At 65.0% G+C, this 22,483-nt stretch carries 24 protein-coding genes; 5 read left to right on the top strand and 19 right to left on the bottom strand.

Annotated features, from left to right (window positions below; translation table 11 throughout):
- The first annotated feature begins 40 nt into the window (after positions 1-40).
- Positions 41-1,210: an FMNH2-dependent alkanesulfonate monooxygenase gene (ssuD, locus tag AC1RWL_RS02350; RefSeq protein WP_439623279.1), complete on the top strand. Its 1,170-nt coding sequence runs from the start codon at positions 41-43 to the stop codon at positions 1,208-1,210.
- Between the two features lie 54 nt (positions 1,211-1,264).
- Here the strand turns inward: ssuD and AC1RWL_RS02345 are convergent, their stop codons facing one another.
- The 5 genes from AC1RWL_RS02345 to AC1RWL_RS02325 form a co-directional block, all read right to left on the bottom strand.
- Positions 1,265-2,017 (bottom strand): ABC transporter ATP-binding protein, encoded by a 753-nt coding sequence (locus AC1RWL_RS02345; protein WP_493093431.1) that lies wholly within the window; start codon positions 2,015-2,017, stop codon positions 1,265-1,267.
- Positions 2,014-2,823 carry an ATP-binding cassette domain-containing protein gene (locus AC1RWL_RS02340; protein ID WP_493093432.1) on the bottom strand — a complete coding sequence of 270 codons (810 nt, stop codon included), beginning with the start codon at positions 2,821-2,823 and terminating at the stop codon, positions 2,014-2,016. The genes AC1RWL_RS02345 and AC1RWL_RS02340 overlap by 4 nt, the downstream gene beginning before the upstream one ends.
- On the bottom strand, positions 2,820-3,680 hold the full coding sequence (locus AC1RWL_RS02335) for an ABC transporter permease (protein WP_493093433.1): 861 nt from the start codon (positions 3,678-3,680) through the stop codon (positions 2,820-2,822). Before AC1RWL_RS02335 ends, AC1RWL_RS02340 begins: the two co-directional genes overlap by 4 nt.
- Complete coding sequence (locus AC1RWL_RS02330; RefSeq protein WP_493093846.1) at positions 3,677-4,630, bottom strand: ABC transporter permease; 954 nt, start codon at positions 4,628-4,630, stop codon at positions 3,677-3,679. Before AC1RWL_RS02330 ends, AC1RWL_RS02335 begins: the two co-directional genes overlap by 4 nt.
- A gap of 95 nt (positions 4,631-4,725) precedes the next feature.
- Positions 4,726-6,252, bottom strand: a complete 1,527-nt coding sequence (locus AC1RWL_RS02325) for an ABC transporter substrate-binding protein (protein WP_493093434.1) — start codon at positions 6,250-6,252, stop codon at positions 4,726-4,728.
- A 196-nt stretch (positions 6,253-6,448) separates the two neighbouring features.
- Here AC1RWL_RS02325 and AC1RWL_RS02320 point away from each other — a divergent pair, with 196 nt between their 5' ends.
- Together AC1RWL_RS02320 and AC1RWL_RS02315 are read left to right on the top strand one after the other, a co-directional pair.
- Positions 6,449-7,675 (top strand): M24 family metallopeptidase, encoded by a 1,227-nt coding sequence (locus tag AC1RWL_RS02320; RefSeq protein WP_493093435.1) that lies wholly within the window; start codon positions 6,449-6,451, stop codon positions 7,673-7,675.
- Between the two features lie 123 nt (positions 7,676-7,798).
- The gene (locus AC1RWL_RS02315) at positions 7,799-8,605 is read left to right on the top strand and encodes a Crp/Fnr family transcriptional regulator (protein ID WP_493093436.1); all 807 of its coding nucleotides are present in this window, start codon (positions 7,799-7,801) and stop codon (positions 8,603-8,605) included.
- A 9-nt stretch (positions 8,606-8,614) separates the two neighbouring features.
- On the opposite strand, the gene AC1RWL_RS02310 is transcribed toward AC1RWL_RS02315, so the two are convergent.
- From AC1RWL_RS02310 to AC1RWL_RS02265, 10 genes are all read right to left on the bottom strand, one after another.
- Entirely contained in the window at positions 8,615-9,571 is a 957-nt protein-coding gene (locus tag AC1RWL_RS02310; RefSeq protein ID WP_493093437.1) for a HEAT repeat domain-containing protein, read from the bottom strand.
- Between the two features lies 1 nt (position 9,572).
- Positions 9,573-9,806, bottom strand: coding sequence for a 4Fe-4S dicluster domain-containing protein (locus AC1RWL_RS02305; RefSeq protein ID WP_493093438.1), 234 nt, complete (start codon positions 9,804-9,806; stop codon positions 9,573-9,575).
- An 11-nt stretch (positions 9,807-9,817) separates the two neighbouring features.
- Positions 9,818-11,554, bottom strand: a complete 1,737-nt coding sequence (locus AC1RWL_RS02300; RefSeq protein ID WP_493093439.1) for a fumarate reductase/succinate dehydrogenase flavoprotein subunit — start codon at positions 11,552-11,554, stop codon at positions 9,818-9,820.
- Between the two features lie 8 nt (positions 11,555-11,562).
- Positions 11,563-11,850: a gamma-butyrobetaine hydroxylase-like domain-containing protein gene (locus AC1RWL_RS02295; RefSeq protein WP_493093440.1), complete on the bottom strand. Its 288-nt coding sequence runs from the start codon at positions 11,848-11,850 to the stop codon at positions 11,563-11,565.
- Between the two features lie 174 nt (positions 11,851-12,024).
- Positions 12,025-12,768 carry an ABC transporter ATP-binding protein gene (locus AC1RWL_RS02290; RefSeq protein WP_493093441.1) on the bottom strand — a complete coding sequence of 248 codons (744 nt, stop codon included), beginning with the start codon at positions 12,766-12,768 and terminating at the stop codon, positions 12,025-12,027.
- Positions 12,765-13,601 carry an ABC transporter permease subunit gene (locus AC1RWL_RS02285; protein WP_439623302.1) on the bottom strand — a complete coding sequence of 279 codons (837 nt, stop codon included), beginning with the start codon at positions 13,599-13,601 and terminating at the stop codon, positions 12,765-12,767. The genes AC1RWL_RS02290 and AC1RWL_RS02285 overlap by 4 nt, the downstream gene beginning before the upstream one ends.
- On the bottom strand, positions 13,601-14,554 hold the full coding sequence (locus AC1RWL_RS02280) for a sulfonate ABC transporter substrate-binding protein (protein ID WP_493093442.1): 954 nt from the start codon (positions 14,552-14,554) through the stop codon (positions 13,601-13,603). The genes AC1RWL_RS02285 and AC1RWL_RS02280 overlap by 1 nt, the downstream gene beginning before the upstream one ends.
- A gap of 161 nt (positions 14,555-14,715) precedes the next feature.
- Entirely contained in the window at positions 14,716-15,639 is a 924-nt protein-coding gene (locus AC1RWL_RS02275; RefSeq protein ID WP_493093443.1) for a homocysteine S-methyltransferase family protein, read from the bottom strand.
- On the bottom strand, positions 15,639-16,496 hold the full coding sequence (locus AC1RWL_RS02270; protein ID WP_493093444.1) for an amino acid ABC transporter permease: 858 nt from the start codon (positions 16,494-16,496) through the stop codon (positions 15,639-15,641). The genes AC1RWL_RS02275 and AC1RWL_RS02270 overlap by 1 nt, the downstream gene beginning before the upstream one ends.
- Positions 16,486-17,313 carry a transporter substrate-binding domain-containing protein gene (locus tag AC1RWL_RS02265; RefSeq protein WP_493093445.1) on the bottom strand — a complete coding sequence of 276 codons (828 nt, stop codon included), beginning with the start codon at positions 17,311-17,313 and terminating at the stop codon, positions 16,486-16,488. The genes AC1RWL_RS02270 and AC1RWL_RS02265 overlap by 11 nt, the downstream gene beginning before the upstream one ends.
- Positions 17,314-17,602: 289 nt before the next feature.
- On the opposite strand from AC1RWL_RS02265, the gene AC1RWL_RS02260 reads away from it, so the two are divergent.
- Together AC1RWL_RS02260 and AC1RWL_RS02255 are read left to right on the top strand one after the other, a co-directional pair.
- On the top strand, positions 17,603-17,788 hold the full coding sequence (locus AC1RWL_RS02260; RefSeq protein ID WP_493093446.1) for a hypothetical protein: 186 nt from the start codon (positions 17,603-17,605) through the stop codon (positions 17,786-17,788).
- Complete coding sequence (locus AC1RWL_RS02255; protein ID WP_439623314.1) at positions 17,778-18,398, top strand: helix-turn-helix domain-containing protein; 621 nt, start codon at positions 17,778-17,780, stop codon at positions 18,396-18,398. The genes AC1RWL_RS02260 and AC1RWL_RS02255 overlap by 11 nt, the downstream gene beginning before the upstream one ends.
- Positions 18,399-18,443: 45 nt before the next feature.
- Here the strand turns inward: AC1RWL_RS02255 and AC1RWL_RS02250 are convergent, their stop codons facing one another.
- From AC1RWL_RS02250 to AC1RWL_RS02235, 4 genes are all read right to left on the bottom strand, one after another.
- The gene (locus AC1RWL_RS02250; RefSeq protein ID WP_439623316.1) at positions 18,444-18,788 is read right to left on the bottom strand and encodes a hypothetical protein; all 345 of its coding nucleotides are present in this window, start codon (positions 18,786-18,788) and stop codon (positions 18,444-18,446) included.
- Positions 18,789-19,130: 342 nt separating this feature from the next.
- Positions 19,131-20,522, bottom strand: coding sequence for an FAD/NAD(P)-binding protein (locus tag AC1RWL_RS02245; protein WP_493093447.1), 1,392 nt, complete (start codon positions 20,520-20,522; stop codon positions 19,131-19,133).
- Between the two features lie 176 nt (positions 20,523-20,698).
- Complete coding sequence (locus AC1RWL_RS02240) at positions 20,699-22,024, bottom strand: LLM class flavin-dependent oxidoreductase (protein ID WP_493093448.1); 1,326 nt, start codon at positions 22,022-22,024, stop codon at positions 20,699-20,701.
- Between the two features lie 51 nt (positions 22,025-22,075).
- Positions 22,076-22,264, bottom strand: coding sequence for a hypothetical protein (locus AC1RWL_RS02235; RefSeq protein ID WP_493093449.1), 189 nt, complete (start codon positions 22,262-22,264; stop codon positions 22,076-22,078).
- Between the last annotated feature and the right edge of the window lie 219 nt (positions 22,265-22,483).

Raw genomic sequence — 22,483 nt, 5'->3', positions numbered from 1 at the left:
CTCCAGATGATCGGCAGCCGCCCCGGCAGGAAGACATGTCATGACCAAGCCCGACCAGCCCCTCGATTTCCTCTGGTTCATCCCGAGTTCCGGCGATGGTTCCTATCTCGGTTCGGACGAACTCAGCCGCCCGCCGGATCCGGGTTATTTCCGCGAGATCGCCGTTGCCGTCGACCGTCTCGGCTATTCGGGTGTGCTCATTCCGGTCGGCGCGGCCTGCGAGGAATCCTTCGTGCTGGCCGCCGACCTTGCAGCGCGCACGGAGAAGCTGAAGTTCCTCGTGGCGATCCGTCCCGGCACGGCGACGCCGGCCTATTATGCGCGCCTCGCCGCGACGCTCGACCGGGTCTCCAACGGGCGCCTGCTGCTCAACATCGTGGTCGGCGGCAGTTCGCAGGAGCTTGCCGGCGACGGCATCTTCCTACCGCATGACGAGCGCTACGACCACGCAAGCGAATTCTTCCAGGTCTTCAACGAGCTGATCGAGACCGGCCGCTCGACGCTCGACGGCAAGTACATCAAGGCGATCGATGCCAAGCTCGGCCTGCCGCCCGTCCAGCAGCCGCGCCCGCCGATCTATTTCGGCGGCTCATCCGAAGCGGCGATCGATTTTGCCGGCGGCCTCGTCGACAAGTATCTCACCTGGGGCGAACCGCCGGCACAGGTCGGGGAAAAGATCGCCCATGCCCGCAAGGCCGCCGCCGCCAAGGGCCGCGAGGCCACCTTCGGCATCCGCCTGCATTTCATCGTCCGCGAGACGGACGACGAGGCATGGGAAGCCGCCGACCGGCTGATTTCCAGGCTTTCGGACGAGGCCATAGCCTCGGCGCAGGAGGTGCTGACCAAGAATTCCGACTCGGTCGGCCAGGCGCGCATGGTGGCCCTGCACAACGGCCGGCGCGACAAGCTGGAAGTGTCGCCGAACCTGTGGGCCGGCATCGGCCTCGTGCGTTCCGGCGCGGGCACCGCGCTGGTCGGCTCGCCCAAGACGGTCGCTGCGCGCCTGCGCGAATACCAGGCGCTCGGCATCGATACCGTCATCGCCTCCGGCTATCCGCATGTGGAAGAGGCCTACCGGGTTTCCGAGCTGCTCTTCCCGGAACTCGGCCTTCCCGGCCCGCGCGGCCAGCTGCGCGCCTCCTTCGGCGACCGCCAGGTCTTCGGCGGCGGCGGCCATGGCGGCAACGTCAAGCTGACCTCGGCATCATAACCGCCGTCAGGTGACGGATTCCGGTTCGCCGCCCGGCGGACCGGCCTTAACTGATCACACGCGCTCCGGCATCCTCGGCGTGCTGGCCAGCAATTGCCTTGTATAAGGGTGGGCCGGGCGCGCGAGAATGTCGCGCGTCGCCCCCTGCTCGACGATCCTGCCTTTTTCCAGCACGACCAGCCGTTCGCACAGCAGGGCGACGAGCGCGATGTCGTGCGAAACAACGACGAAGGTCATGCGCGCCGACAGGCTGCGAAGCAGGTCGATAATGCGGGTGCGGGTCGTCAGGTCCAGCGCGCTCACCACCTCGTCGGCAATGATCAGGTCGGGATTGGCGACGATCGCCCGCGCAATCGCGATGCGCTGGCGCTGGCCGCCGGAAAACTCGTGCGGATAGCGCCGCGCCGCATCGGCCGGCAGGTCCACATCCCGCAACGCCTGTTCGACGGCGGCGGCGATATCGGTCTCGATCTTCAGGGAACGCAGCGGCTCGGCGATGATGTCGAACACGCGCTGGCGCGGATCGAGCGAGGAATAGGGATCCTGGAAGACCGCCTGCACGCTGCGGCGAAAGCCCCGCATGAAGCCGCGATTGGCGGCGTCCAGCCGCTCGCCGCGGAACGAAACCGCCCCGGAGGATGCGCGCTCCAGCCCGAGCAGCAGCTTCAGCATGGTGGTCTTGCCCGAACCGGACTCGCCGACAATGCCGAGATTGCTGCCGGCCTCGACGGCAAGGTTGATATCCTGCAGCACCCTGCTGCCCCTGCCATAGGAAAAGGCAACGTCGGACAAGGCGAGAAGCGTCATGGTGCAAACTCCAGCGCGGCATCGAAGGCGCGGGCAGCCGCGACCAGGCCCTCGGTATAGGGATGGGTAGGCCGGCCGAAGAGTGTGCCGACAGGCCCCTCCTCGATCAGCGCGCCATGGCGCATCACCAGCGCCCGCTCCGCCACGGTCGCCACCACCGGCAGGTCATGGCTGATGAAGAGCAGGCCCATGCCCTCGTCGCACACCACCGTCTCCAGCAGTTTCAGGATTTCGGCCTGCGTGGTCACGTCGAGTGCGGTGGTCGGTTCGTCGGCGATCAGCAGCTTCGGCCGGCAGGCGAGTGCCATGGCGATGGCCCCGCGCTGGCGCTGGCCGCCGGAAATCTCATGCGGATAGGCGCGGGCGATGCGCGCGGGCTCTGGCAGGGCGACACGCTCCAGGAGGGCAAGGACGCGCGACGTGACCTCCGCCCTGCCCGGCTTTGTGCCGTCCCGCGATGCCCGGCGGCGCACCACCTCCGCCACCTGGTCGCCGATCCGCATCAGGGGATCGAGCGCCGTCATCGGCTCCTGGAACACCGCCGCGACGCTGCGCCCGCGCAGGGGAACGAGGTCGCGGTCGCGCGCGCCAATGACCGGATGACCGTCGAGGGTAATCGAGCCGGTGACGCGCATGGTTTCCGGCAGGAGCCCCAGCACGGCGAGCGCGGTCAGCGACTTGCCCGAGCCGGATTCGCCAATGAGGCCGACCCTTTCGCCGGCGGCGATGGAGAAGGAAATGCCGGACACGAGCGGGCGCCCGGCGGTGCGGATGTGGAGGTCCTCGACGGACAGCAAGGTGCTCACCGGCTCCTCCTGCGGGTGGGGTCGGCGGCCTCGCGCAGGCCGTCGGCGAACAGGTTGAGGCCGATGACCAGCGACACCAGCGCAAGGCCAGGCGCAATGGCCCCGAACGGCGCCGTGTAGACGGAGGCCTGCGCTTCCTGGAGAAGCCTGCCCCAGGAGGCATTGGGCGGCGGCGCGCCAAGCCCGAGATAGGAAAGCGAGGCTTCGGCGATGACCGCAAGACCGAATTGCAGGGCGAAATTGACGATCAGCGTCGGCCAGATGTTCGGCAGCACATGGATGCGCACGATGCCCGGCGAGGTGGTGCCGGAAATGCGCGCCGCCGTGATGTAGTCCATGGACAGGATGCGCTTGGCGAGAATGCGCGTCAGCCGCGCCACGATGGCCGATCCGGCAATGCCGATGGCGAGGATCGCGGTCCACAGGCTGGCGCCATCGCTGGAGGCGACGATCAGCATGGCAAGCAGCAGCGTCGGGAAGGCGATCAGGATGTCGAGTGCTGCGGCCAGCACGTCGTCGAGCGTGCGCGTGGCGAAGGCGGCCAGCACCCCGATGGTGACGCCGATCAGCGCGCCGAGCACAACCGCCCCGCAGCCGACGACGAGCGCGATGCGCGAGCCGATCATGATCTGGGTCATCAGGTCGCGGCCGAGCCGGTCCGTACCGGCCCAATGGACGAACGAGGGCCCTTCGAGACGCCCGCCGACCATGTCGCCCACCGCATAGGGCGTCCAGACCAGCGAGAGCAGCGCGACCACCAGATGCAGGCCGACCAGCAGGCCGCCGACCATGAGCGGCCAGGGCATGGAGGATTTTGAATGTGCGCCATCACCGGCGGCAACGGGCGTGTCGCTCATGCGCCTCCCCCGGTCACCCGGCCGCGCAGGCGGGGATCGATCAGCCGCTGGATGAGATCGGCGGCAAAGCCGACCAGCAGCACCAGCAGCGTGGAGACGAAGAGCACGCCCTGCACATTGGGATAATCACGTTGCTCTATGCCGAGCAGCAGCATGGAGCCGAGGCCCGGCAGGGCGAACACCCGCTCCACCACCACGGCGCCGAGCAGCGTCGAGGCGAGCTCGATGCCGAGGACGGAAATGACCGGCACCGCGCCGTTGCGGATGCCGTGGCGCACCAGCGCTTCGGAAAAGGTGGCACCGAGCGCGCGGGCGGTGCGCAGGTAATCACTGCCGAGCACATCCTCTGTCGCCGAGCGCACGTAGCGGATGAGCGAGGCCGACATGACGATGGCGATGGTCGCGACCGGCAGCACAAGCGCCTGGAAGGCCGCACCCGCCGACTGCCAGCCGCGCGAGGGGAAGCCGCCGGAGGGAAACAGCCGCAGGTTGACCGCAAAGACCGTGGCCAGCAGGATGCCGATCCAGAACACCGGAATGGCGATGCCGAGCTGCGAGACGACGGAAATCAGCCCGCCATACCAACGGTTCTGGCGCACGATCGAGAGGATGCCGAGCGGCACGGCAATGGCGACGGCGACGAGGAAGGCGAGCAGCGTCAGCGGCACGGTGACGACGAGGCGCTTGCCGATCTCGTCAAGCACCGGCGCACCGCTGACGAAGGAATTGCCAAGATCGAAGCGCGCGAGGTTTCCGGCAAAACGCAGGAACTGTTCGTAGAGCGGCAGGTCCGAGCCAACCTGCTTGCGGGCGGCCTCGATCTGCGCCGCGTCAGCACCCACGGAGACCAGCGCATTGGCGGGATCGCCCGGCAGAAGGCGCAGCAGCACAAACAGGATGACGGCGGCAATGACGACCGACAGCGCCAGGATGGCGGAGCGGCGGAGTATGTAGGAACGTATGGTCTTGACCTCTCAAGCGCGGACGCCGCCGGACCATAGGTCAGGCGGCGTATCGTGTCGAGCATGCCCCTTGCGGGTGGTGGTTACTCGGCTGCCTTGGTGATGCCGTAGGCGAAGAACTGCGAGTTCAGGCCGTTGAGCGGATAGCCGCTGACCGTCGCCTTCGACACCACGATCTGCGGATAGAGGTAGAACCAGTTGCTGGCCGCATCCTCCGCGATGATCGTGTTGGCTTCCTTGAGCTTTTCGACCTGCTCGGCGTCCGTGGCGCTGGATTCCGCCTGCTTGATCAGGTCCACGACCTTCGGATTATTGTAGCCCCAGTAGAAATCGGGGTTGCCGTAGAACACGATGTCGCGGTGGTTGACGTGCTCCTGCAAGGTCGCCTGGAAGTCATGCGCCTTGTAGATCTTGGTGTACCATTCGTTGGCCGTGATGACGTTGATCTCGACCTTCACGCCGATCTTGGCCAGCTCGCTCTGGATGAACTGCGCGGCAATCGGATGCGGGTCGTAGTTCGGCGTATCGATGGTGAAGGTGAAACCGTCGGGATAACCCGCTTCCTTGAGCAGCGCCTTGGCGCTTTCCGGATCATAGGCGTCGACCTTCGTCAGGTCGGCATACCATGCATCGGTCGGCGGCACGAAGGAGCCGATCAGCGTGCCATAGTCGCCCCACACGGCCTTCAGCAGCTTCTCGTCGTCGATGGCGCGGGCGAGCGCCTTGCGGACCTTCACATTGTCGAAGGGCGCGACGCGGTCGTTATAGGCGAGCAGCAGCTTCGTCGTGGACTTGCCTTCGCTGACGGTGAATTCAGGATTGTCCTTGAACTGCGCCAGCGAATCCGGGCTCTGCACGGAGGTGATGATATCGACCGAGCCGGTGAGGAGCGCGTTGTTCAGCGCCGTCGCCTCGGTGAAATACTGGAAGACGACCTCGCCGTTCTTCGGCTTCTCGCCCCAGTATTTGTCGAAGCGGGCGATCGCCAGCGACGAGCCGCGACGCCATTCCTGGAGCGCATAGGGGCCGGTGCCGTCTTCCTTCGCCTGAAGGTCCGTCGCCTCGTCGTTGACCACCCAGACGTAGCTCAGATTGTAGGGCAGCGAGATCGAGCGCGCGGCAAGTTTCACGACCACCGTCGCATCATCCGGCGTCTCGATGCCGGCGATGGTTTTCAGGCTGTTCTTGCGCGAGCTTTTCGAGGCTTCGGCGGTGACCCGCTCGATCGAGAATTTCACGTCCTTAGCCGTCAGGGGCGCGCCGGAATGGAAGGTCACGCCCGGTTGCAGCGTGAACGTATAGGTCAGTCCGTCCTCGCTGACCTTGGTGTCCTTCGCGAGCACCGGCTCCACCGTGCCGGCATCCGTCAGGCGGAAGAGCGCCTCGTAGACATTGCCGTTGAAGGCCTCGTTGATGCCCTGGCCGGCGCCCGCGGTGTTGTCGAGGTTCTGCGGCTCGTAGAGCGAACCGATATTGACGGTCGCGTCCGGATCGCTCTCCGCGGCAAGCGCCGGGCCGAAGGCACCCATGGCGAGAACGGCGGCAAGTGCCGTCGTCACAGCCCGGTTGCTGCGCCCTGCCGCCTGGTTGCGGGTTTCAAAACCGCTCATCTCGTTCTCCTGTTTCAAGCGAGCCGATGCAAAGGCCCATCATGGGCGGGGATTGTACGTATCCTCGCTGCCATGCGATATCCGGTTCCACTCCAATTTGCGGAATTTAAAGGGAATTGTCTTTCAACGATCGCCAAATCCATGGATAGTTTTCGCGCCCGCGGCCGGGCAGCATTGGGATGGGAACGAGGAACGAATGGGCGACGTGGACCGCACGAGGGCCGAGGCCCTGCTGGCATCGGACGGGCTGGACGGCATGGTGCTGTTCCGGCCGGAAGCATTTCGCTATGCGACCGGCCTTCAGGCGGGCGTCGCCACCATGTGGGGCCGCGCTGGCTCGGCCATCGCCCTGGTGCCGGCGCAGGCGACGGCACGGCTTGCCGCCGTCATCAGCGACCATGCCGCGCAGAGTGCAAAAACCCTTGCCGGGACGATCGATATCCGCACCCACCGCATCTGGATCGATGGCGTGACCGTCGACGGCGCCGGCTTGATCACCGATATCGATGCGGCCTATCGCGACAGCGGCAATATCGGCCCGCGCCCGGAAACCTTCGACCAGGCGGCCTGCTTCCGGCTTCTGGCCGATCTCCTCGCAGAACGCGGGCTTTCCAAAGCCGTGCTCGGCGTCGATCTCGATTTCATGCCCGCGGCCGATTTCGTCCGGCTGAAGGCGGCAATCCCCGGCGTCGAGTGGCGCGATGCGTCCGACGTGCTGCGGCGCCTGCGCCTCATCAAGAACGCGCGGGAGATCGACCGGCTGCGCAAGGCGGCGCACTGCGCCGAGGCGGGGCTCGAAAGCTTGATGCGCGCGGCTCGGCCCGGCGTGCGCGTGGCGGAGCTTTCGGCGGCATGGCTTTCCGGGGCGCGCCAGGCCGCTGTGGAGGGCGGGCACGGGCTGTCCGGCCATTGGGACTACATTTCCATTGGCCCCGACCTGCAGGATGCCGGTGCATCTCTGGGCGAAGGCGACCTCATCAAGGCCGACGTCGGCACGCTGGTCGATGGCTATTCCTCCGACGGGGCACGAACCTTCGTCTGGGGCAAGGCCTCGCCGCTTGCCGAGGACATCTACAAGGCACTGCTGGAGACGTTCCTCGCCGGCGTCGAGGTGCTGAAACCCGGCCGCCGCTTCGAAGAGGTGCATGAAACCATGCTCTCGACCATGCGCCGGCATGGCTTCCGGGAATATTCCCGCGGCCATTTCGGCCATTCCGTCGGCGCCGCCGCCGGCATCGAGGAATGGCCTTTCCTCTCCCATGGCAACGGGATCGTCATCGAACCCGGCATGGTGCTTGCCCTCGAAGCGCCGTTCTATGCCAATGGCATCGGCGCGCTGATGATCGAGGAGCAGTTCCTCATCACGCCGGAGGGCGCGCAGACCATGAACAGGCTGCCGCGCGAACTCGTCTCGCTTGGGTGAAACGCTCCAGATGCCGGGGCCGCGACATTCTTTCAGGCTTCACCCCGAAGTCGGAATTATTTTCCTTCTTAATTGATAGAATACATATATTTTAGAACGCGATCACGATGGGAAGGAGATCGCATGAGCCTCGACGTCCGCGCGACCGCCCGCGAAACATCCCGCCAGAATCACGAGCCGGCCCCCGACCTTCCCCGACAGGTCGTGCTTCCCGGCGACCAGGCGCTTTTTCTCAGCGAGAGCGTCGAGGGGCTGGATGAAGGGGCGCATTTCCTCGATGCCCTCACGCCCGAGGAACGGGAAAGGCTGAGGGCGCACGGCCGCAGGCTCTCCTTCCTGCCGGGCAAGGCGATCTTCACCCAGGGCGACGCGCATGGCGGCATCTTCATCATAGAAGCCGGCCAAGTGCGGGTGTTCTACACCGCGCCGTCCGGCCGCGAAATCACGCTGGCCTATTGGACAACCGGGCACTTCATCGGCGGTCCGGAAATGACCGGCGGCGGGGCGCATATCTGGTCGGCCGAGGCCTTGAGCGACTGCCGCATTCTGTTCCTTCCGGCCCCGACACTGAAGAGCCTGCTCGTCGAGATGCCGACCTTCGCCCTCTGTCTTCTGCAAGGGCTGGCCGCCAAGGGGCGGTGTTATTCGGCAATGGCGCAGATGCTGGGCACCCGCTCCGTCATCGAGCGCCTGGCGCAGTTCCTGATCAACCTCGGCGACCTGCATGGCGTGCGCGACGGCCGGGCGATCATCATCAACGCCAAGGTCACCCATGACCAGATCGCCGCCATGGTCGGCTCGACGCGCCAATGGGTGACGATGATGATGAAGCGGTTCCAGAAGGACGGCCTGTTGACCGTGACCCCGCGCCACATTCGCATCGAGCGCCCTCAGGCCCTGCTGGACATGGTGTCGAAGACCGGCAGCTAACGCCGCCTTCTAGCCGATCCGCGTCAAGGCCCAGCGCACGGTCTTGCGCACGTCGGGATCGGCATCGGATATATAGCCCATCAGCGCGTCCCGCGTGGCGGGATCGGCGATTTCGCCGAGCGCGGCTGCCGCCTCCTTGCGGAGCGAAGGCATGTCGCTCGCCAGCAGGGCCGCAATCTGCCGCGCCGCCGGCTGCGCCTTGAGCTTTCCGAGCGCGTTCAGGCATTTCTGCCGAACCTGCCAGAAGTCGTCGGCGAGCCCGGCGACCAGGCCGTCGATGGCCGAAACATGGCCGATCCGACCGAGCGATTCCGCCGCCGCCGCCCTCACCTGCCAGCTCGCATCCTGCAAGGCCGCGACGACCGCGAATGCCGCCGCAAGCTGGCTGGTGAACGACAATGCATTGACCGCGACGGCGCGGACCACGGCTTCCGCGTCCCGGGTCGCAGCGATGAGCGACGGCAGCGTTTCCTCCAGCTTGAGATAGGCGACCACGCCGAGCGCTTCCGCCCGCACATCGGCGCTCTCGTCGCGCATGGCGGCGAGTGCTGCGCCGAGTGCCGCAGGCGCGCGCAAGGCCCGCAACCCGCGAAAGCCGGCCGCCCGGACGAAGGCGCTGCCATGGGCAACCAGCGGCAGAATGGCGTTCGCGGCGGCGGCGTCCTTCAGTTCGGCGAGGCTATCGGCCGCAGCCTGGGCCACCGTCGCGTCCGCATCCGCCACCAGCGTGCAAAGCCCGGCCGCCGCCTCGACCGTGTCGAAATCGGCGAGCACGATGGCCACTTGCAGGCGCACGCTCGCATCTCCATCGGCGACAACGGCGAGAAGATGCGGCAGCACATCCGGGCTTGCGGTTTCGGCAAGGTCGATGACGGCAAGGCGCCTGACGGCCGCGTCGGCATCGCCAAGGCGCGCCGCGATCTCCTCGGTGTCACCGAAGTCCTCGAATGGATCGAAGGCACTCATGTCAGCGCAACAGGTAGGGAATGTTGACGCTGACCGCGCCGGTCGGGCAGTCGGTCTCGCAGGGCATGCAGTACCAGCATTCGTCGAACTTCATATAGGCCTTGCCGGTGAGATCGCTGATGCGCAGCACATCGAGCGGACAGACGTCGACGCAGACGGTGCATCCCTTGTCCGCGATGCATTTCGCATCGTCCACGAGAACAGGAACGGCAGTGGGGGAAAAGGCAAGCGGCATGGTTTTCCTCGTCAGGCTTGAGTGGAGACGCGCAAGCGATCGTAGGCTTGGCGCTCTTCGGTCTCGATCGGCACGATGTAGGGCTGGATGGCGCGCTTCTCGGAGGTCATCCGGCCGTCGCGCTTGCTCAAAAGCGTGTGACAGAACCAGTTCTCGTCGTCCTTCTCTGGATGATCGACGCGATTGTGGTAGAGGCCCCAGCGGCTTTCCGTCCGGTAGAGGGAGGCATGGGCCGCCATGTCGGCACAGTCGATGATGGACGACACTTCGAGCGCCCGCATCAATTCATGCGCATTGCGCGCGACCATCGCCGTTTCGAGATCGTCCCTCACCTCAGCAAGCCGCGCCTGGCCGATCCGCATCCGCGCCGTCACCTTGGGTGGCTGGAGGTAGTCGTTGACGAGGCGGCGGGCCTTGTATTCGAGCTGGTTCGGCGGAATGCCGTCCTCGCGCCGCGTCGGGGCGAGAACCCGCTCGCGCTCCAGGCGCACGAAATCCGCGTCGAAGGCCGGCAGGTCAACCTCCTGCGCCACCTCGGCGGCATGCTCGCCAGCGACGGCACCGTTGGTGAAGGCGCCGAGCATATAGTTGTGCGGCACGCTGGCCATGTCGCCGGCGGCATAGAGGCCGGGCACGGTCGTTCGCGCGTAATCGTCGACAAAGACGCCGGAAGCGCTGTGCCCGGAGCAGAAGCCGATTTCGGAAATGTGCATCTCGATCATCGTCTCGCGGTAATCGGTGCCCCGCGCCTCATGGAACCGCCCGCGCGACGGGCGCTCGACCTTGTGGAGGATGCCCTCGATCTCGCCGACCGTATCGGGATGCAGGTGATTGAGCTTCAGGAAGACCGGCCCCTTGCCCGATTGCAGTTCGTTGTAGAACTCCTGCATCATCTGGCCCGACCAGTAGTCGCTTTCGATGAAGCGCTTTCCTTCGCTGTTGGCCGTGTAGGCGCCGAACGGGCCGGCGACATAGGCGCAGGCCGGGCCGTTATAGTCCTTGATCAGCGGGTTGATCTGGTAGCATTCCAGATTGGCGAGCGCGGCACCCGCGTGATAGGCCATCGCATAGCCGTCGCCCGAATTGGTGGGGTTCTCATAGGTGCCGAACAGGTAGCCGGAATGCGGCAGCCCCAGCCTGCCCGCCGCCCCCATGCAGAGGATCACGGTCTTGGCGCGCAGCACCAGGAATTCGGCGGTGCGCGTGTTGACGGCGACGGCGCCAGCGATGCGTCCGTCCGCGGCGGTGAGAAGGCGCGTCGCCATGAACCGGTTCGAGATCAGGATGCGTTCGCGTTTGAGCTGGCGATAGAGCGCCTTCTTGACGGTATCGCCGTTCGGCATCGGCAGCACGTAGGTGCCGAGGTGGTGGACCTTCTTGAGGTCGTAGTCGCCATTGGCATTCTTCTGGAAGCGGATGCCGAAACGATCGAGTTCCTGGATGATGTCATAACAGCGCGAGGCATATTTGAAGACCGCCGCCTGGTCGACGATGCCGTCGTTGGCGATGGTGATCTCCTTGGTATATTGCTCCGGCGTCGCATAGCCCGGCACGACGGCATTGTTCAGGCCGTCCATGCCCATCGAGATCGCGCCCGACCGCTTCACATTGGCCTTTTCCAAGAGAACGACATTGAGGGCGGGGTTCTTCTGCTTCGCCTTGAGTGCGGCCATCGGCCCGGCGGTTCCGCCGCCGATCACCAGCACGTCGCAGGTAACCTCGGAAAGCCCGTCGACAAAGGTATCCATTTCTGACCTCAAAGTTGGGCTTCGGCGATGGTGCGCAGATAGCTCCAGGGATAGATGCCGCGATCATGGCCATCGGAGAAAACCAGCCGGACGGCATAGGCGCCGATCGGCTCCGCGCCGGTCAGCGTGACATCGTCGAACGTGCCCGCGGGGCCGTAAAGATCGGCGCGCACCTGAGCGGCGGCCCGGCTGTGCGCCCGCAGCACCGGCGCCGGCAAATGAGACACGACGCCATCGTCCCAGGTGACGGCGAGACTGCTGCGGGCTGCGTTGACCTTGAGGCTGAGGGCTATCATGGCGTTTCCTGATGGTTCGCCCCATCCTAGGGATCACGCAGACCGGCACACGCAATAAATTGCCAAGACCCCCGCTTTGTCGGGCAATCGCATCAAGGCGAAACGAAACCGGCGCCGGGCATGGCACCCGGCGCCGGATCATTCGGCATTGTGATGTGCAAGGCGTCAGCGACGCTAAACGGCTTCGAGTATCCGTCGCTGGAGATCGACGGCCCGCGGATCGGCAAGCTCCTGCCGGGGACGATCAAGGTCGATGTCGATATCGAGCGCGATGGCGCCCTGCCGGAGCACGACCACCCGGTCGGCGAGCGCCACCGCCTCGGCAACGTCATGGGTGATCAGCACCGTGGTGAAGCCCCGGCCGATCCAGATCCGTTCCAGCAGGCGGTGCATCTCGATACGGGTCAGTGCATCCAGCGCGCCGAAAGGTTCGTCGAGCAGCAGGATCTGCGGCTCGCTGACCAGCGCGCGGGCCAGCGCCACGCGCTGCCGCTGGCCGCCGGAAAGCACGCTCGGCCAGTCGTTCTCGCGGCCTTCGAGCCCGACATCCGCGAGCGCCCGGCGGGCTGTTTCCTGCCAGTTCGGACCGCGCGCGATGCCGACATTCTCGATGACCCGCTGCCAGGGCACCAGCCGCGCTTCCTGGAACAGCAGGCGCACGGAGGGATGCAGGCGTTCGACCTTGCGCCCCTCGATCGCCACCCGGCCGCTGCTTGCGGTATCGAGACCGGCGATCAGCCGCATCAGCGTGGACTTGCCGCCCCCCGAGCGCCCGACCACCGCGAGGAACTGGCCGGCCGGGATATCGATGTTGAAATTGCCGAGCACGTTGAGCTTGCCGAATGATTTTTCGACCCGCGAGAGCGAGATCGGCAGGCCGCCGGTGTTTTCCAGCGTGTGGAGTTCGGCAACGCTCATTGCCCGCCCCCTTCCTTCACTTGATAGGCGGGGTGCCAGACGAGGACGCGTTTCTCGATCGCCCGGGTCGCCACGTCGGCAAGCTTGCCGAGAAGCGCATAGACGATGATGCCGAGCAGCACGATGTCGGTCTGCAGGAACTCGCGGGCGTTCATCGTCATGTAGCCGATGCCGTCGGTGGCCGAGATCGTCTCCGCGACGATGAGCGTCAGCCACATGAAACCGAGCGCATAACGCAGGCCGATGAGAATGGACGGAAGCGCGCCCGGCAGGATGATGCGCTGGATCAGGGCCCGGCGGTCGAGGCCGTAGACCGAGGCCATCTCGACGAGCTGGGGATCGATCGTGCGCACGCCGTAGAAGGTGTTGATGTAGATCGGGAAGAAGACGCCGATCGAGACCAGGAACATCTTGGCCGTCTCGTCGATACCGAACCAGAGAATGACGAGCGGGATCAGTGCCAGATGCGGGATGTTGCGCACCATCTGGATCGTGCTGTCGAGCAGCGTCTCGGCCGGTTTCCAGAGGCCGTTGACGACGCCCGCGACAAAGCCGAGCCCGCCGCCGATGGCGAGGCCGATGAAGGCGCGCCGCGTGGACGAGAGCGTGTGGAAGATGAGCGATCCATCCAGCAGCGACCGCCAGAAGGCGGCGGCGATCGTCGTGGGCGCCGGCATCAGGCGGGCCGTGACAAGACCGGTGCGGGCCGCGATTTCCCAGACGATCAGGAGGACGATGGGAAGAGCCCAGGGCGCAAGCGCGCTCCCCAGGCCCTTCAGATTCGGTTTACGAGTTTCGCCGGTAGCAAAACCGGCCACCGACGTGTCTGCCATCAGGCACCGCCCTTGTGCACGACATCCGCAATCGAGATCTTGTTGGGGATGAGGCCGAGATCGAAGAACGTATCCGCGATCACCTGCTGCTGCTTCACCACGCTCTCGTCGAGCGGCTTGATGCCGTAGGATTGGCGCTCCAGCGCGACGGCAAGCACGTCCTCCGGAATGCCGACGGACGGGGCGAGCTCCGCGGCCGCGGCTGCGGTATTCGACTTAGCCCATGTGTCCACTTCTGCGATGGCTTCGATCAGGACGCTGATAACGTCCGGATTTGCGTCCACGAAGGGCTTGGCGCCAAGGTAGAACTGGTGGTTGGGAACGATGCCTTCGCCGTTGCGCAGTTCACGCGCCTCGATCGCCACTTCCGCGGCCGCCTGGAAGGGATCCCAGATCACCCAGGCATCGACCGCGCCCTGCTCGAAGGCGGCGCGCGCGTCTGCCGGCGGCAGGAAGGAGGTCTTGACGTCGCTGTATTGGAGGCCCGCCTCTTCCAGCGCCTTGACCAGCAGGAAGTGAACATTCGAGCCCTTGTTGAGCGCAACCGTCTTGCCCTTGAGTTCGGCGACGGTCTTGATGGGGCTGTCCTTCGGCACGAGGATCGCCTCGCCGCGCGGCGCCGGCGGTTCGTGCGCGATGTAGACGAGCGGCGCGCCGGCAGCCTGCGCGAAGATCGGCGGCGTCTCGCCGGTCGTGCCGAAATCGACCGCGCCGATGTTCAGCGCTTCCAGCAGCTGCGGGCCACCGGGGAACTCCGCCCAGGTGACCGCGTAGCCGATCTTTTCAAGCTTGGGCTCCAGGAGACCCTTGCCCTTGAGCAGCACCAGCGTGCCGTACTTCTGGTAGCCGATACGCACCACCTTGTCGGCGGCCGCGGCCGGGCCGAGCTTGAGGAAAGGCAGCGCGACAGACGCGGCCAGGGTCGTGGAAAACAGGCGTCGAGAAATCTTCATGGCGCTCCCCTGCGGCACATTCTTAGATTAGAATATATAATCTATAGATTTTGCCACGGCTCTAGAGCACGCATTCCAACCTTGCGCCGGTCCGTAGTTTTTTCTCCTAATTCCGGGCGGCCTTCCTGCCGTTTCACCCGTATCCGGCAGTTCGGCGATGGTCAGGCCGCATCGCGGGCTGCGCGAAACGAGCGGATCGCATCGATGTGCTCCGGCCCGATGCCGCAGCAGCCACCGACGACGGAGGCCCCATCCGCAAGCCAGCGCTCGATCCATTTCAGGTAGTTTTCCGGGTCGAGATCGGCGCGGATATCGGAGATGCCGGCATAGGGCGTATCGGAGGGCGGCTCCGGGGCGAAGGCGTTGGCGTAGACGCCGATGTAAGTTGATGCTCCCGCTTCGCTCGTCGCCTTGCGCGCGGCGCGCACCGCCTCGCCCATCACCTCCGGCTGGCTGCAATTGAAGAAAATCCCGCTTGCTCCTGCGGCAAGCGTCTTGCGCACGGCCTCTGAGACCGGCTCGCCCGAGCGCAGCTCCGTCGGCCCGGTGCGACCATCCTCGTCCTTCAGCGTGTAGGAAACATAGACCGGCTTGCCATCGCCGATCACCGCGGACAGCGCGGTCAGCGCTTCGACCGTCGAACTCTGCGTCTCGACCAGCCAGAGATCGACATGCGGCCGCAAGCCGGCGACGAGGCTCTCGATGATACGCGGCGCCTCGCCGGCCTGGAACCGTTCCGGCCGATAGCTTTCGAAGGGCGGCGGCAGGGAACCGGCGACGAGAACGCGCCGGCCGGCGGCGTCCGCCACCGCGCGGGCAAGCCGGCCGGCGCGGTCGGCCAGCGCACGGCCGTCGGCGCTGAAGCGTTCCTCGCCCAGCATGTGCGGCACGAGCCCGTAGGAATTCGTGGTGATGATATCCGCGCCGCTGTCGACATAGGCCTGATGGGCGCGCGTGACGTAATCCGGCGCCTCGATCAGCGAGAGCGCGGACCATTCCGGCAGCCGGAACGGCGCGCCGAGACGCTCCAGAAGGCGCCCCATGCCGCCATCGAGGATCGTGAAGGATGGATGTTCAAGTGCCATTATGCTCCTCCTTGCCGGCCGGCGGCGAACCCGCGGCCGAACCGTTTTTCAAGACGATTCTGCACCAGTTCGAGGCCGATCGACAGAAACCAGTAGATTGCCGCCGCCGTCAGCAGCATTTCCATATAATGATAGGTGGCGCGCCCGTAGGATTGCGCCAGGAAGTTCAACTCCCATAGCCCCATGATCGAGACGAGGGACGAATCCTTCAGCATCGAGATGAAGTGGCCGCCGGCGGGCGGAATGATGATGCGCATCGCCTGCGGCGCGATGATCTTGAAGGCGATGACGCCGCGCCCGAGCCCGAGCGCCATGGCCGCCTCCCCCTGCCCGCGCGGAACCGAGAGAATGCCGGCCCGGATCGTTTCCGCCAGATAGGCGCCATAGTTCAGCGACAGCGCCAGGATGCCCGATGCGAGGCCGGACAGCACGATGCCGAACTGCGGCAGGGCGAGATAGATGATCAGCACCTGCACCAGCAGCGGCGTCCCGCGGAAGAAGGACGCGTAGAAGGTGGCGACCCCGAAGGCGAGCGCATTGGACGATAGCCGCCCGAGCGCCGTCAGGATCGCCACGACCAGCGAGATCACCATCGACACGACGGTGATCAGCAGCGTCAGCGCCACACCCTGGATGAAACCATCCGGCGAGAGGCGCAGCCCCAGCATGAAGGGCAGCTTTTCGCCGATCAGGCCGAAATCCAGCCCGAGATTGTAGAAAAGGCTCACCAGCAGCGTGAGCAGACCCAGCCAGGTAAGCTGGACGCGCAGGCGAAAGCCCGCAGGCCCAGCGACGGAAAACCGCGGCCGGGCCTCAGGCGCTTTTGGAAGAGCGGGAAGACCGATCTCAGAATGCATATTTCGTGATGTCGACCTTGAACCACTTCTGCGAGATCTTCTCGAGCGTGCCGTCGTCCTTGAGTTCCGTGATGACGCGCTTGACCTCGGCGTCCCACTCCGAATCGCCCTTGTCGGTGACGACCGCGTTCGGCTCGGCAAACAGCGGCTCGCCGGCGAGCTTCAGCTTGCCCGTCGCATCGATCTGGCCCTGCGCTGTTCCGAGCGAGGCGACGATCGCGTCCAAGCGAACGCCCGCGCCGAGCGCGAGGTTCTGGAAGTTGACGGTCTCGTCGTTGGGCACAGCCTGGACTTCGCCGAAGGGGAAGGTGATGGCCGCCTGGCCGGGGATCGAGAAGGTGCGGCTGATATAGGCCTCATAGGACGAGCCCGTGCCGACGCCGACCCGCTTTCCCGTGAGATCGGCGGCTGACTTGATGATCTGCTCGTCCTTGTTGACGACGAGTACCGCCGGAACGCTGTAATAGTTCACGGGGAAGTTCACCACCTTCGCCCGCTCCTCCGTCGGCGTGGACGAGGTGATCGCAATGTCCCACCGGCCGGCCCAGCGGCCGCTGATGATCGTCTCCCAGCCTGGCGTTTCCAGGCGGAGCTTGACGCCGAGCTTCTCGGCAAAGGCCTTGGCGACGTCGACGTCGAAACCGTCAAGCTCGTTCTTGTCGTTGATATAGGCGAAGGGCGGATAGTCGTTGACGACGGCGTTGACCACCTCGCCCTTCTCCTTGACGCGATCGAGCACTTCGCCGGCAAGAGCGGTCGTGGCAAGGGTCGCAAAGGCCAGGGCCGCGGTTAAGGCGGTTTTGAACGGTTTCGACATGGTGAGCCTCCAGCTGTGTCGGGATGACTGAACCATAGCGCGCCGGGCCGGCGCCAAGTAGATTATTAATTCTATAATATTTATGTATTTTGAGATTGCATACGGAATCTCAGGATGTTTGGCCAAAGGCATTCCCCGGCCCACGCGGGAAGCAGCCCGGCCCCGGCATTTCGCGTGAAGCCCCGCAAGGCGAAAACTTTTCCCGCCTCATCGCTCATTTTGAATGGCCCTGCCTGTCAATCGCAGGGAAAGCATATAATTCTTATAGACAATCACGCAGGGGAAATTCATGGCAGCCGAGAGTGCGAAGATTGTTGATTTCCAGGCCTACCGCAATGCCCGCCGCAAGGCGGCCGAGCCTGCTGCGCCAACGCCGGCCATGATGCCTTTCAACGGCATGCAGCCGATGATGATGTGGGTTCCGGTCTGGACCTTCTTCCCCGTCATGGCGAGCCCGTGGGTCCATGCGCAGTGACGCCTTGGCAAGCCTGGCGACCGAAGAATTCCACGATCCGTCGGAAGCGATCTGCATCCGCACCGGCCGCAACCTGCGCAGGCTGAGGACGCGTCGCGGCTATTCGCTGGACAGGCTTGCGAAAGTCTCCGGCGTCAGCCGCGCCATGCTGGGACAGATCGAAACCGGAAAGAGCAGCCCGACCCTCAACGTGCTGGCAAAGATCGCCGCAGCGCTGGAGGTTTCCTGCGGCTCGCTGATCATTGAGGAAGACGAACCGACGACGGTGCTGCTCACCCGCGCGGCCTCCAAGACGCTCTCCTCCAGCGACGGCCGGTTCGAAACGCGCGCACTTTTCCCCTATGACGGCGACCGCACGGTCGAGTTCTACGAATTGCGCATCGCGCCGCACCATGCCGAACGGGCCGAGGCACACAGGCATGGCACCGTCGAAAATCTCGTCGTCGCGGAGGGTACGGTGGAAGTGGTCGTGGACAAGCAGCCCTACATCCTCGGCGAGGGCGATGCGCTGGTCTTCGAGGCGGACGTGCCGCACACCTACCGCAACATGACGGGCGGCCCCGCGGTCGTCTATCTCGTCTCGACCTACCAGGAAGCCATCCACATATGAAAAAGGCCTCCCGAAGGAGGCCTTGAAAGCGTGATGTCGGAGGCCTCAGGCGGCCATCGTGCAGCACATGGTCATGCCGCCGCACATCATCATCATCGGCATGCCGCCGTTCATCATGGCCATCATGCGCTTGCAGCATTCCATGAACATGGCTTCGTCCATGCCTGCCATCGGCTTCATTTCGCACATCATGCCGGTGTCGGTCATCTTGCAGGTCATCATGCCCATCATCGGCATGGGCATCGGCATCATCATGGGCATGCCGCCCATCATCGGCATCATGCCATTCATGGGCATCATGCCGTTCATCATCATCGGCGACATCATCGGCTGACCCATGCCACCCATCATGGCGTTCATCATCGGCATCATGTTCATTGCAGTGTTCATGAAAGTCTCCCGGCCCGCGGCCCGTGTTTCGCGCTTCAATGGATTGGTAGGTAATAAGTGCTCGAAACAAGCTCAAGAAGATAAATCATTCCAAGAATCTTTCCTCCAATAGAACGAGTGGCCAGCCTCGCAGGAGGCGCAAATCTGCGCACTATCGCGGAAAAACCTCCGTTATCTGAGAGAAGCGGGCACGCGGAAAGGCACGACACGGCTGCCGAGCGGCGCGGGCGAGCTTAGGTTTAGAGGATTCGGTGATTCACCCGCATTGTGACGGTGCTCAAGGCCGCTGGGGCCTGCACGCATGAAACGGCCGGCTCTCGCCGGCCGCCATGCAAAGGGTTCCTACCCTTCGTTCCGACCGGCCGGAGGCCCGCCATTGCGCGTTTCTGCGTCCTGAAGCGATGCGGCCAGAGCCTCGGCAGCGGCATAGGCCTGCACGACGATTTCCGGCACGAGGTCGATATCCGGAAGGCTGCCGAGACCAAGCGGCCCCATGGCGAAAAGCCCTTCGAAGATTTCCGGCTCGACGATCACCCGGCCAGCACGGTCGACAAAGATGCCGAGGTCGAGTTCGTCGCGCTGCACCAGGTTTCCGGCGATCAGCGCGCGAAACAGCGGCGAATCCAGATCGGTCGGGCGGATGCGACAATCGATCGTCCGGTCCGCGGGCAAGACCTGAAGCCCCACGGCCGTCGAAAGCAGCACGCCATTCGTCGCGATGCGTTCGACCTTGCCCTTGCGCACCGTGATGGCGCCGCCGGCGATCGCCCGGTGCAGGCGCTCGTATTGGCCCGGCGGCAGGCGGTTGCGGTGGCTGTCGTAGATCGGCTTCACATGGCGCTTGAAGCGGCGGCGTTCATCCGGCGTCAGCCCCTGCCAGAGGGCGCGGGCGCGCTGGCGGAAATCGTTCATGATCCCCTGCCAGCCGGACCCCTCCGCGGCCGCCCTGTTGGCCGCCTCGCGCAGATAGCGGAACGCGCCGCGCAGCGTGTGCGGGAAAGGCCGGTCGGACGTTACGGCCCCGACGGCGGAAGAGGTATGCGGCTGCGGCAGGAAGCCCGAAGCAGATATCAGCGTGACATGGGATGCCTCGCCTGCCGCGAGCAGCCGCAGCGCCCGGTCGACGGCATGGACGCCGCCGCCGATCACCAGCGCCTCCCCGACGCTGCCCTGGGTGGAGGCACAGTCGGCGCCGTCGCGCAGGCCGTAGCCGGTCGCCAGGAAAACCGCATCGAACCGCGTCTGGCCGTCGCTGGACAGAACCGAAAAGCCGCCCCCCGAATGCCGGCCAATCGCCGTCACGCTGTCGGCACGGACCTGCACCATGACATCCGTCCGCTCGCGCAGGGCCTCGGAAAAGCGCTGGTATACATAGGCGCTGAAGACCTCCCCCGGAACGAAGGCATGGTCGACATTGCCGGCAGGCGACGACGCGCGCTCGCGCCAGACATCGTCGGCTTCGAGCCACCGCCGGAAATCCTCCCGCGCCGCCGGATCGATCGAGAGGTCACGGACACGGCTGTTGAGCAGCGTCGAGGCGGAGCGGCCGGCAGCCTCCCCGCCGTCGATCTTGGGATAGGGATCGTAGAGCACGAGGTGAAAAGGCCCCTGGAACGCCTTGAGGAGCGCAATCGCCGTCATGAGGCCGGTGAAACCGCGGCCGACGATGGCGATCCTGACAAGCGAGCCGGCCTGCGGCGAGGGCGATGAGAATTGGGCGGGCACAAGCGTCATTGGTCGGCTCCTTTCCTGCATTTGCACCAGGCGGTCTTCCATCGGCGCTTCCTGCGGGCGCGCCGTGACACGGCATATCTCTACCAAAACAATAGAATTAGGACGGCGAAAGCAAGGGTGATTTTCAAGATATCCGCGCAATTGCGGACCGCACGCCGCCGGCCGTCCGGCCCTGCCTAGGCGAAAAACCGGTTCTGCGGGCGGGAAAGCCCAAGGTGCTCGCGCAGCGTCGTGCCCTCGTAATCGCTGCGGAAAAGACCGCGCCGCTGCAGTTCGGGCACCAGCTTTTCGACAACGTCGTCAAGGCCCTGCGGCAGATAGGGGAAGACGACGTTGAAGCCGTCCGAGCCCTCTTCCCACAACCATGCGGCCATCTCGTCGGCCACGGTTTCGACCGTGCCGACAAAGGCCAGTCCGGCGTAACCGCCATGGCGCTGGGCGAGCTGGCGCACCGTCAGCCCATCTTCCTCGGCAAGTTTCAGCACCTGCGCGCGGCCGGTCTTGCTGGCATTGGTCTGCGGGATCGGCGGCAGCGGCGCGTCGGGTTCGAAGCCCGATGCATCATGGCCAAGTGCTATGGAGAGCGACGCGATCGCGCTCTCGTAGTGCACGAGGCTATCGAGCGCCAGGCGCTTTGCCCGCGCCTCCTCGACCGTATCGCCGATGACGACGAAGGCGGCCGGCAGGATCTTCAACGCGCCGGGCTCGCGGCCGACGGCGGCAAGCCGCCCCTTGATATCGGCGTAGAGGCTGCGGCCGGCGGCAAGATCGCGCGGCGAACAGAAGACGACCTCGGCCGTCTCCGCCGCAAGCTGCCGCCCCGGCTCCGACTGTCCCGCCTGCACGATCACCGGCCAGCCCTGCGGTGGCCGCGCAATGTTGAGCGGACCGCGAACCTTCAGTTCCGGCCCGGAATGGTCGAGAACGTGCAGGCGGTCGGGATCGAAGAACAGGCCGCTTTCGACATCGCGAATGAAGGCGTCATCGGCAAAACTGTCCCACAGGCCGGTCACGACGTCGAAAAACTCCCGCGCCCGCGTATAGCGCTCGCCATGTTCCACATGATCGTCCAGCCCGAAATTGCGCGCGGCATCCGGGTTCGAGGTCGTGACGATGTTCCACCCCGCACGGCCCCCGCTGATATGGTCGAGCGAGGCGAACCGCCGGGCGATATGATAGGGCTGCTCGAAGGTGGTGGACGCGGTCGCCACCAGGCCGATCCGCTCGGTCACCGAGGCGAGCGCCGAGAGCAGCGTGAACGGCTCGAACGACGTGACGGTATGGCTGCGGCGCAGCGCCTCGATGGGCATGTTCAGCACCGCCAGATGGTCCGCCATGAAAAAGGCGTCGAACTTCGCGGCCTCGAGCTTCAGCGCGAAGGATTTCAGGTGCTGGAAATTGAAATTGGCGTCCGGATAGGCACCCGGATAGCGCCAGGCGCCCGTATGGAGGCTGACCGGGCGCATGAAGGCACCAAGATGCAACCTCTTTTCAGGCCTCATGCGATGCACTCCAGCTCGTCCGCGCTCCCGATGGAGGTAATTCCTGCATCGTCAGGCCGCAAGCCGCTCACCCATCGAAAGATGAGAATGGACCGCCCCGCTCAACTGGCCAAGCGTCGCAAACCGGCGCTGATCCAGATCGAAGACGTGGAACTTGACGGCGATGAACCGAAACAGCCCGTCTTCCGGCACCGCTATCCCGACGGGCACGCCCGCATATTCAATGGTTTGCTTGTTCATGATGCAATACGTCCCGCTCTATCGCTGAAACGCCCGAAAGGGCTTTAAGAGGCACATTCAACGCGAAGGCAAGCACGACACGACCGGCGGACAACAGCGCCACGACTATCGGCCAAGGGCATCAAAACGGAAACAATCATCCTGTCTTCTCCCTGATCATCGGGCCAATACTCTATAATTTATATGTACTATTTCCACCGATTCCGCTCAAGAGGAAAT

The organism is Shinella sp. GW821-FHT10F02 (assembly GCF_058809275.1).
The sequence above is the reverse complement of the archived record's forward strand: the minus strand, read 5'-3'. Positions and strand labels throughout refer to the sequence as shown.

Bases quoted from the DNA above. Each gene is read 5' to 3' on its own strand.
- AC1RWL_RS02320 (WP_493093435.1), top strand. From the start codon at position 6,449: ATGGGCGACGTGGACCGCACGAGGGCCGAGGCCCTGCTGGCATCGGAC.
- AC1RWL_RS02265 (WP_493093445.1), bottom strand. From the start codon at position 17,313: ATGTCGAAACCGTTCAAAACCGCCTTAACCGCGGCCCTGGCCTTTGCG.
- AC1RWL_RS02235 (WP_493093449.1), bottom strand. From the start codon at position 22,264: ATGAACAAGCAAACCATTGAATATGCGGGCGTGCCCGTCGGGATAGCG.
- AC1RWL_RS02295 (WP_493093440.1), bottom strand. From the start codon at position 11,850: ATGATAGCCCTCAGCCTCAAGGTCAACGCAGCCCGCAGCAGTCTCGCC.
- AC1RWL_RS02245 (WP_493093447.1), bottom strand. From the start codon at position 20,522: ATGACGCTTGTGCCCGCCCAATTCTCATCGCCCTCGCCGCAGGCCGGC.
- AC1RWL_RS02325 (WP_493093434.1), bottom strand. From the start codon at position 6,252: ATGAGCGGTTTTGAAACCCGCAACCAGGCGGCAGGGCGCAGCAACCGG.
- AC1RWL_RS02315 (WP_493093436.1), top strand. From the start codon at position 7,799: ATGAGCCTCGACGTCCGCGCGACCGCCCGCGAAACATCCCGCCAGAAT.
- AC1RWL_RS02280 (WP_493093442.1), bottom strand. From the start codon at position 14,554: ATGAAGATTTCTCGACGCCTGTTTTCCACGACCCTGGCCGCGTCTGTC.
- AC1RWL_RS02270 (WP_493093444.1), bottom strand. From the start codon at position 16,496: ATGCATTCTGAGATCGGTCTTCCCGCTCTTCCAAAAGCGCCTGAGGCC.
- AC1RWL_RS02240 (WP_493093448.1), bottom strand. From the start codon at position 22,024: ATGAGGCCTGAAAAGAGGTTGCATCTTGGTGCCTTCATGCGCCCGGTC.
- AC1RWL_RS02335 (WP_493093433.1), bottom strand. From the start codon at position 3,680: ATGAGCGACACGCCCGTTGCCGCCGGTGATGGCGCACATTCAAAATCC.
- ssuD (WP_439623279.1), top strand. From the start codon at position 41: ATGACCAAGCCCGACCAGCCCCTCGATTTCCTCTGGTTCATCCCGAGT.
- AC1RWL_RS02310 (WP_493093437.1), bottom strand. From the start codon at position 9,571: ATGAGTGCCTTCGATCCATTCGAGGACTTCGGTGACACCGAGGAGATC.
- AC1RWL_RS02290 (WP_493093441.1), bottom strand. From the start codon at position 12,768: ATGAGCGTTGCCGAACTCCACACGCTGGAAAACACCGGCGGCCTGCCG.
- AC1RWL_RS02260 (WP_493093446.1), top strand. From the start codon at position 17,603: ATGGCAGCCGAGAGTGCGAAGATTGTTGATTTCCAGGCCTACCGCAAT.
- AC1RWL_RS02345 (WP_493093431.1), bottom strand. From the start codon at position 2,017: ATGACGCTTCTCGCCTTGTCCGACGTTGCCTTTTCCTATGGCAGGGGC.
- AC1RWL_RS02305 (WP_493093438.1), bottom strand. From the start codon at position 9,806: ATGCCGCTTGCCTTTTCCCCCACTGCCGTTCCTGTTCTCGTGGACGAT.
- AC1RWL_RS02255 (WP_439623314.1), top strand. From the start codon at position 17,778: ATGCGCAGTGACGCCTTGGCAAGCCTGGCGACCGAAGAATTCCACGAT.
- AC1RWL_RS02285 (WP_439623302.1), bottom strand. From the start codon at position 13,601: ATGGCAGACACGTCGGTGGCCGGTTTTGCTACCGGCGAAACTCGTAAA.
- AC1RWL_RS02300 (WP_493093439.1), bottom strand. From the start codon at position 11,554: ATGGATACCTTTGTCGACGGGCTTTCCGAGGTTACCTGCGACGTGCTG.
- AC1RWL_RS02275 (WP_493093443.1), bottom strand. From the start codon at position 15,639: ATGGCACTTGAACATCCATCCTTCACGATCCTCGATGGCGGCATGGGG.
- AC1RWL_RS02250 (WP_439623316.1), bottom strand. From the start codon at position 18,788: ATGAACACTGCAATGAACATGATGCCGATGATGAACGCCATGATGGGT.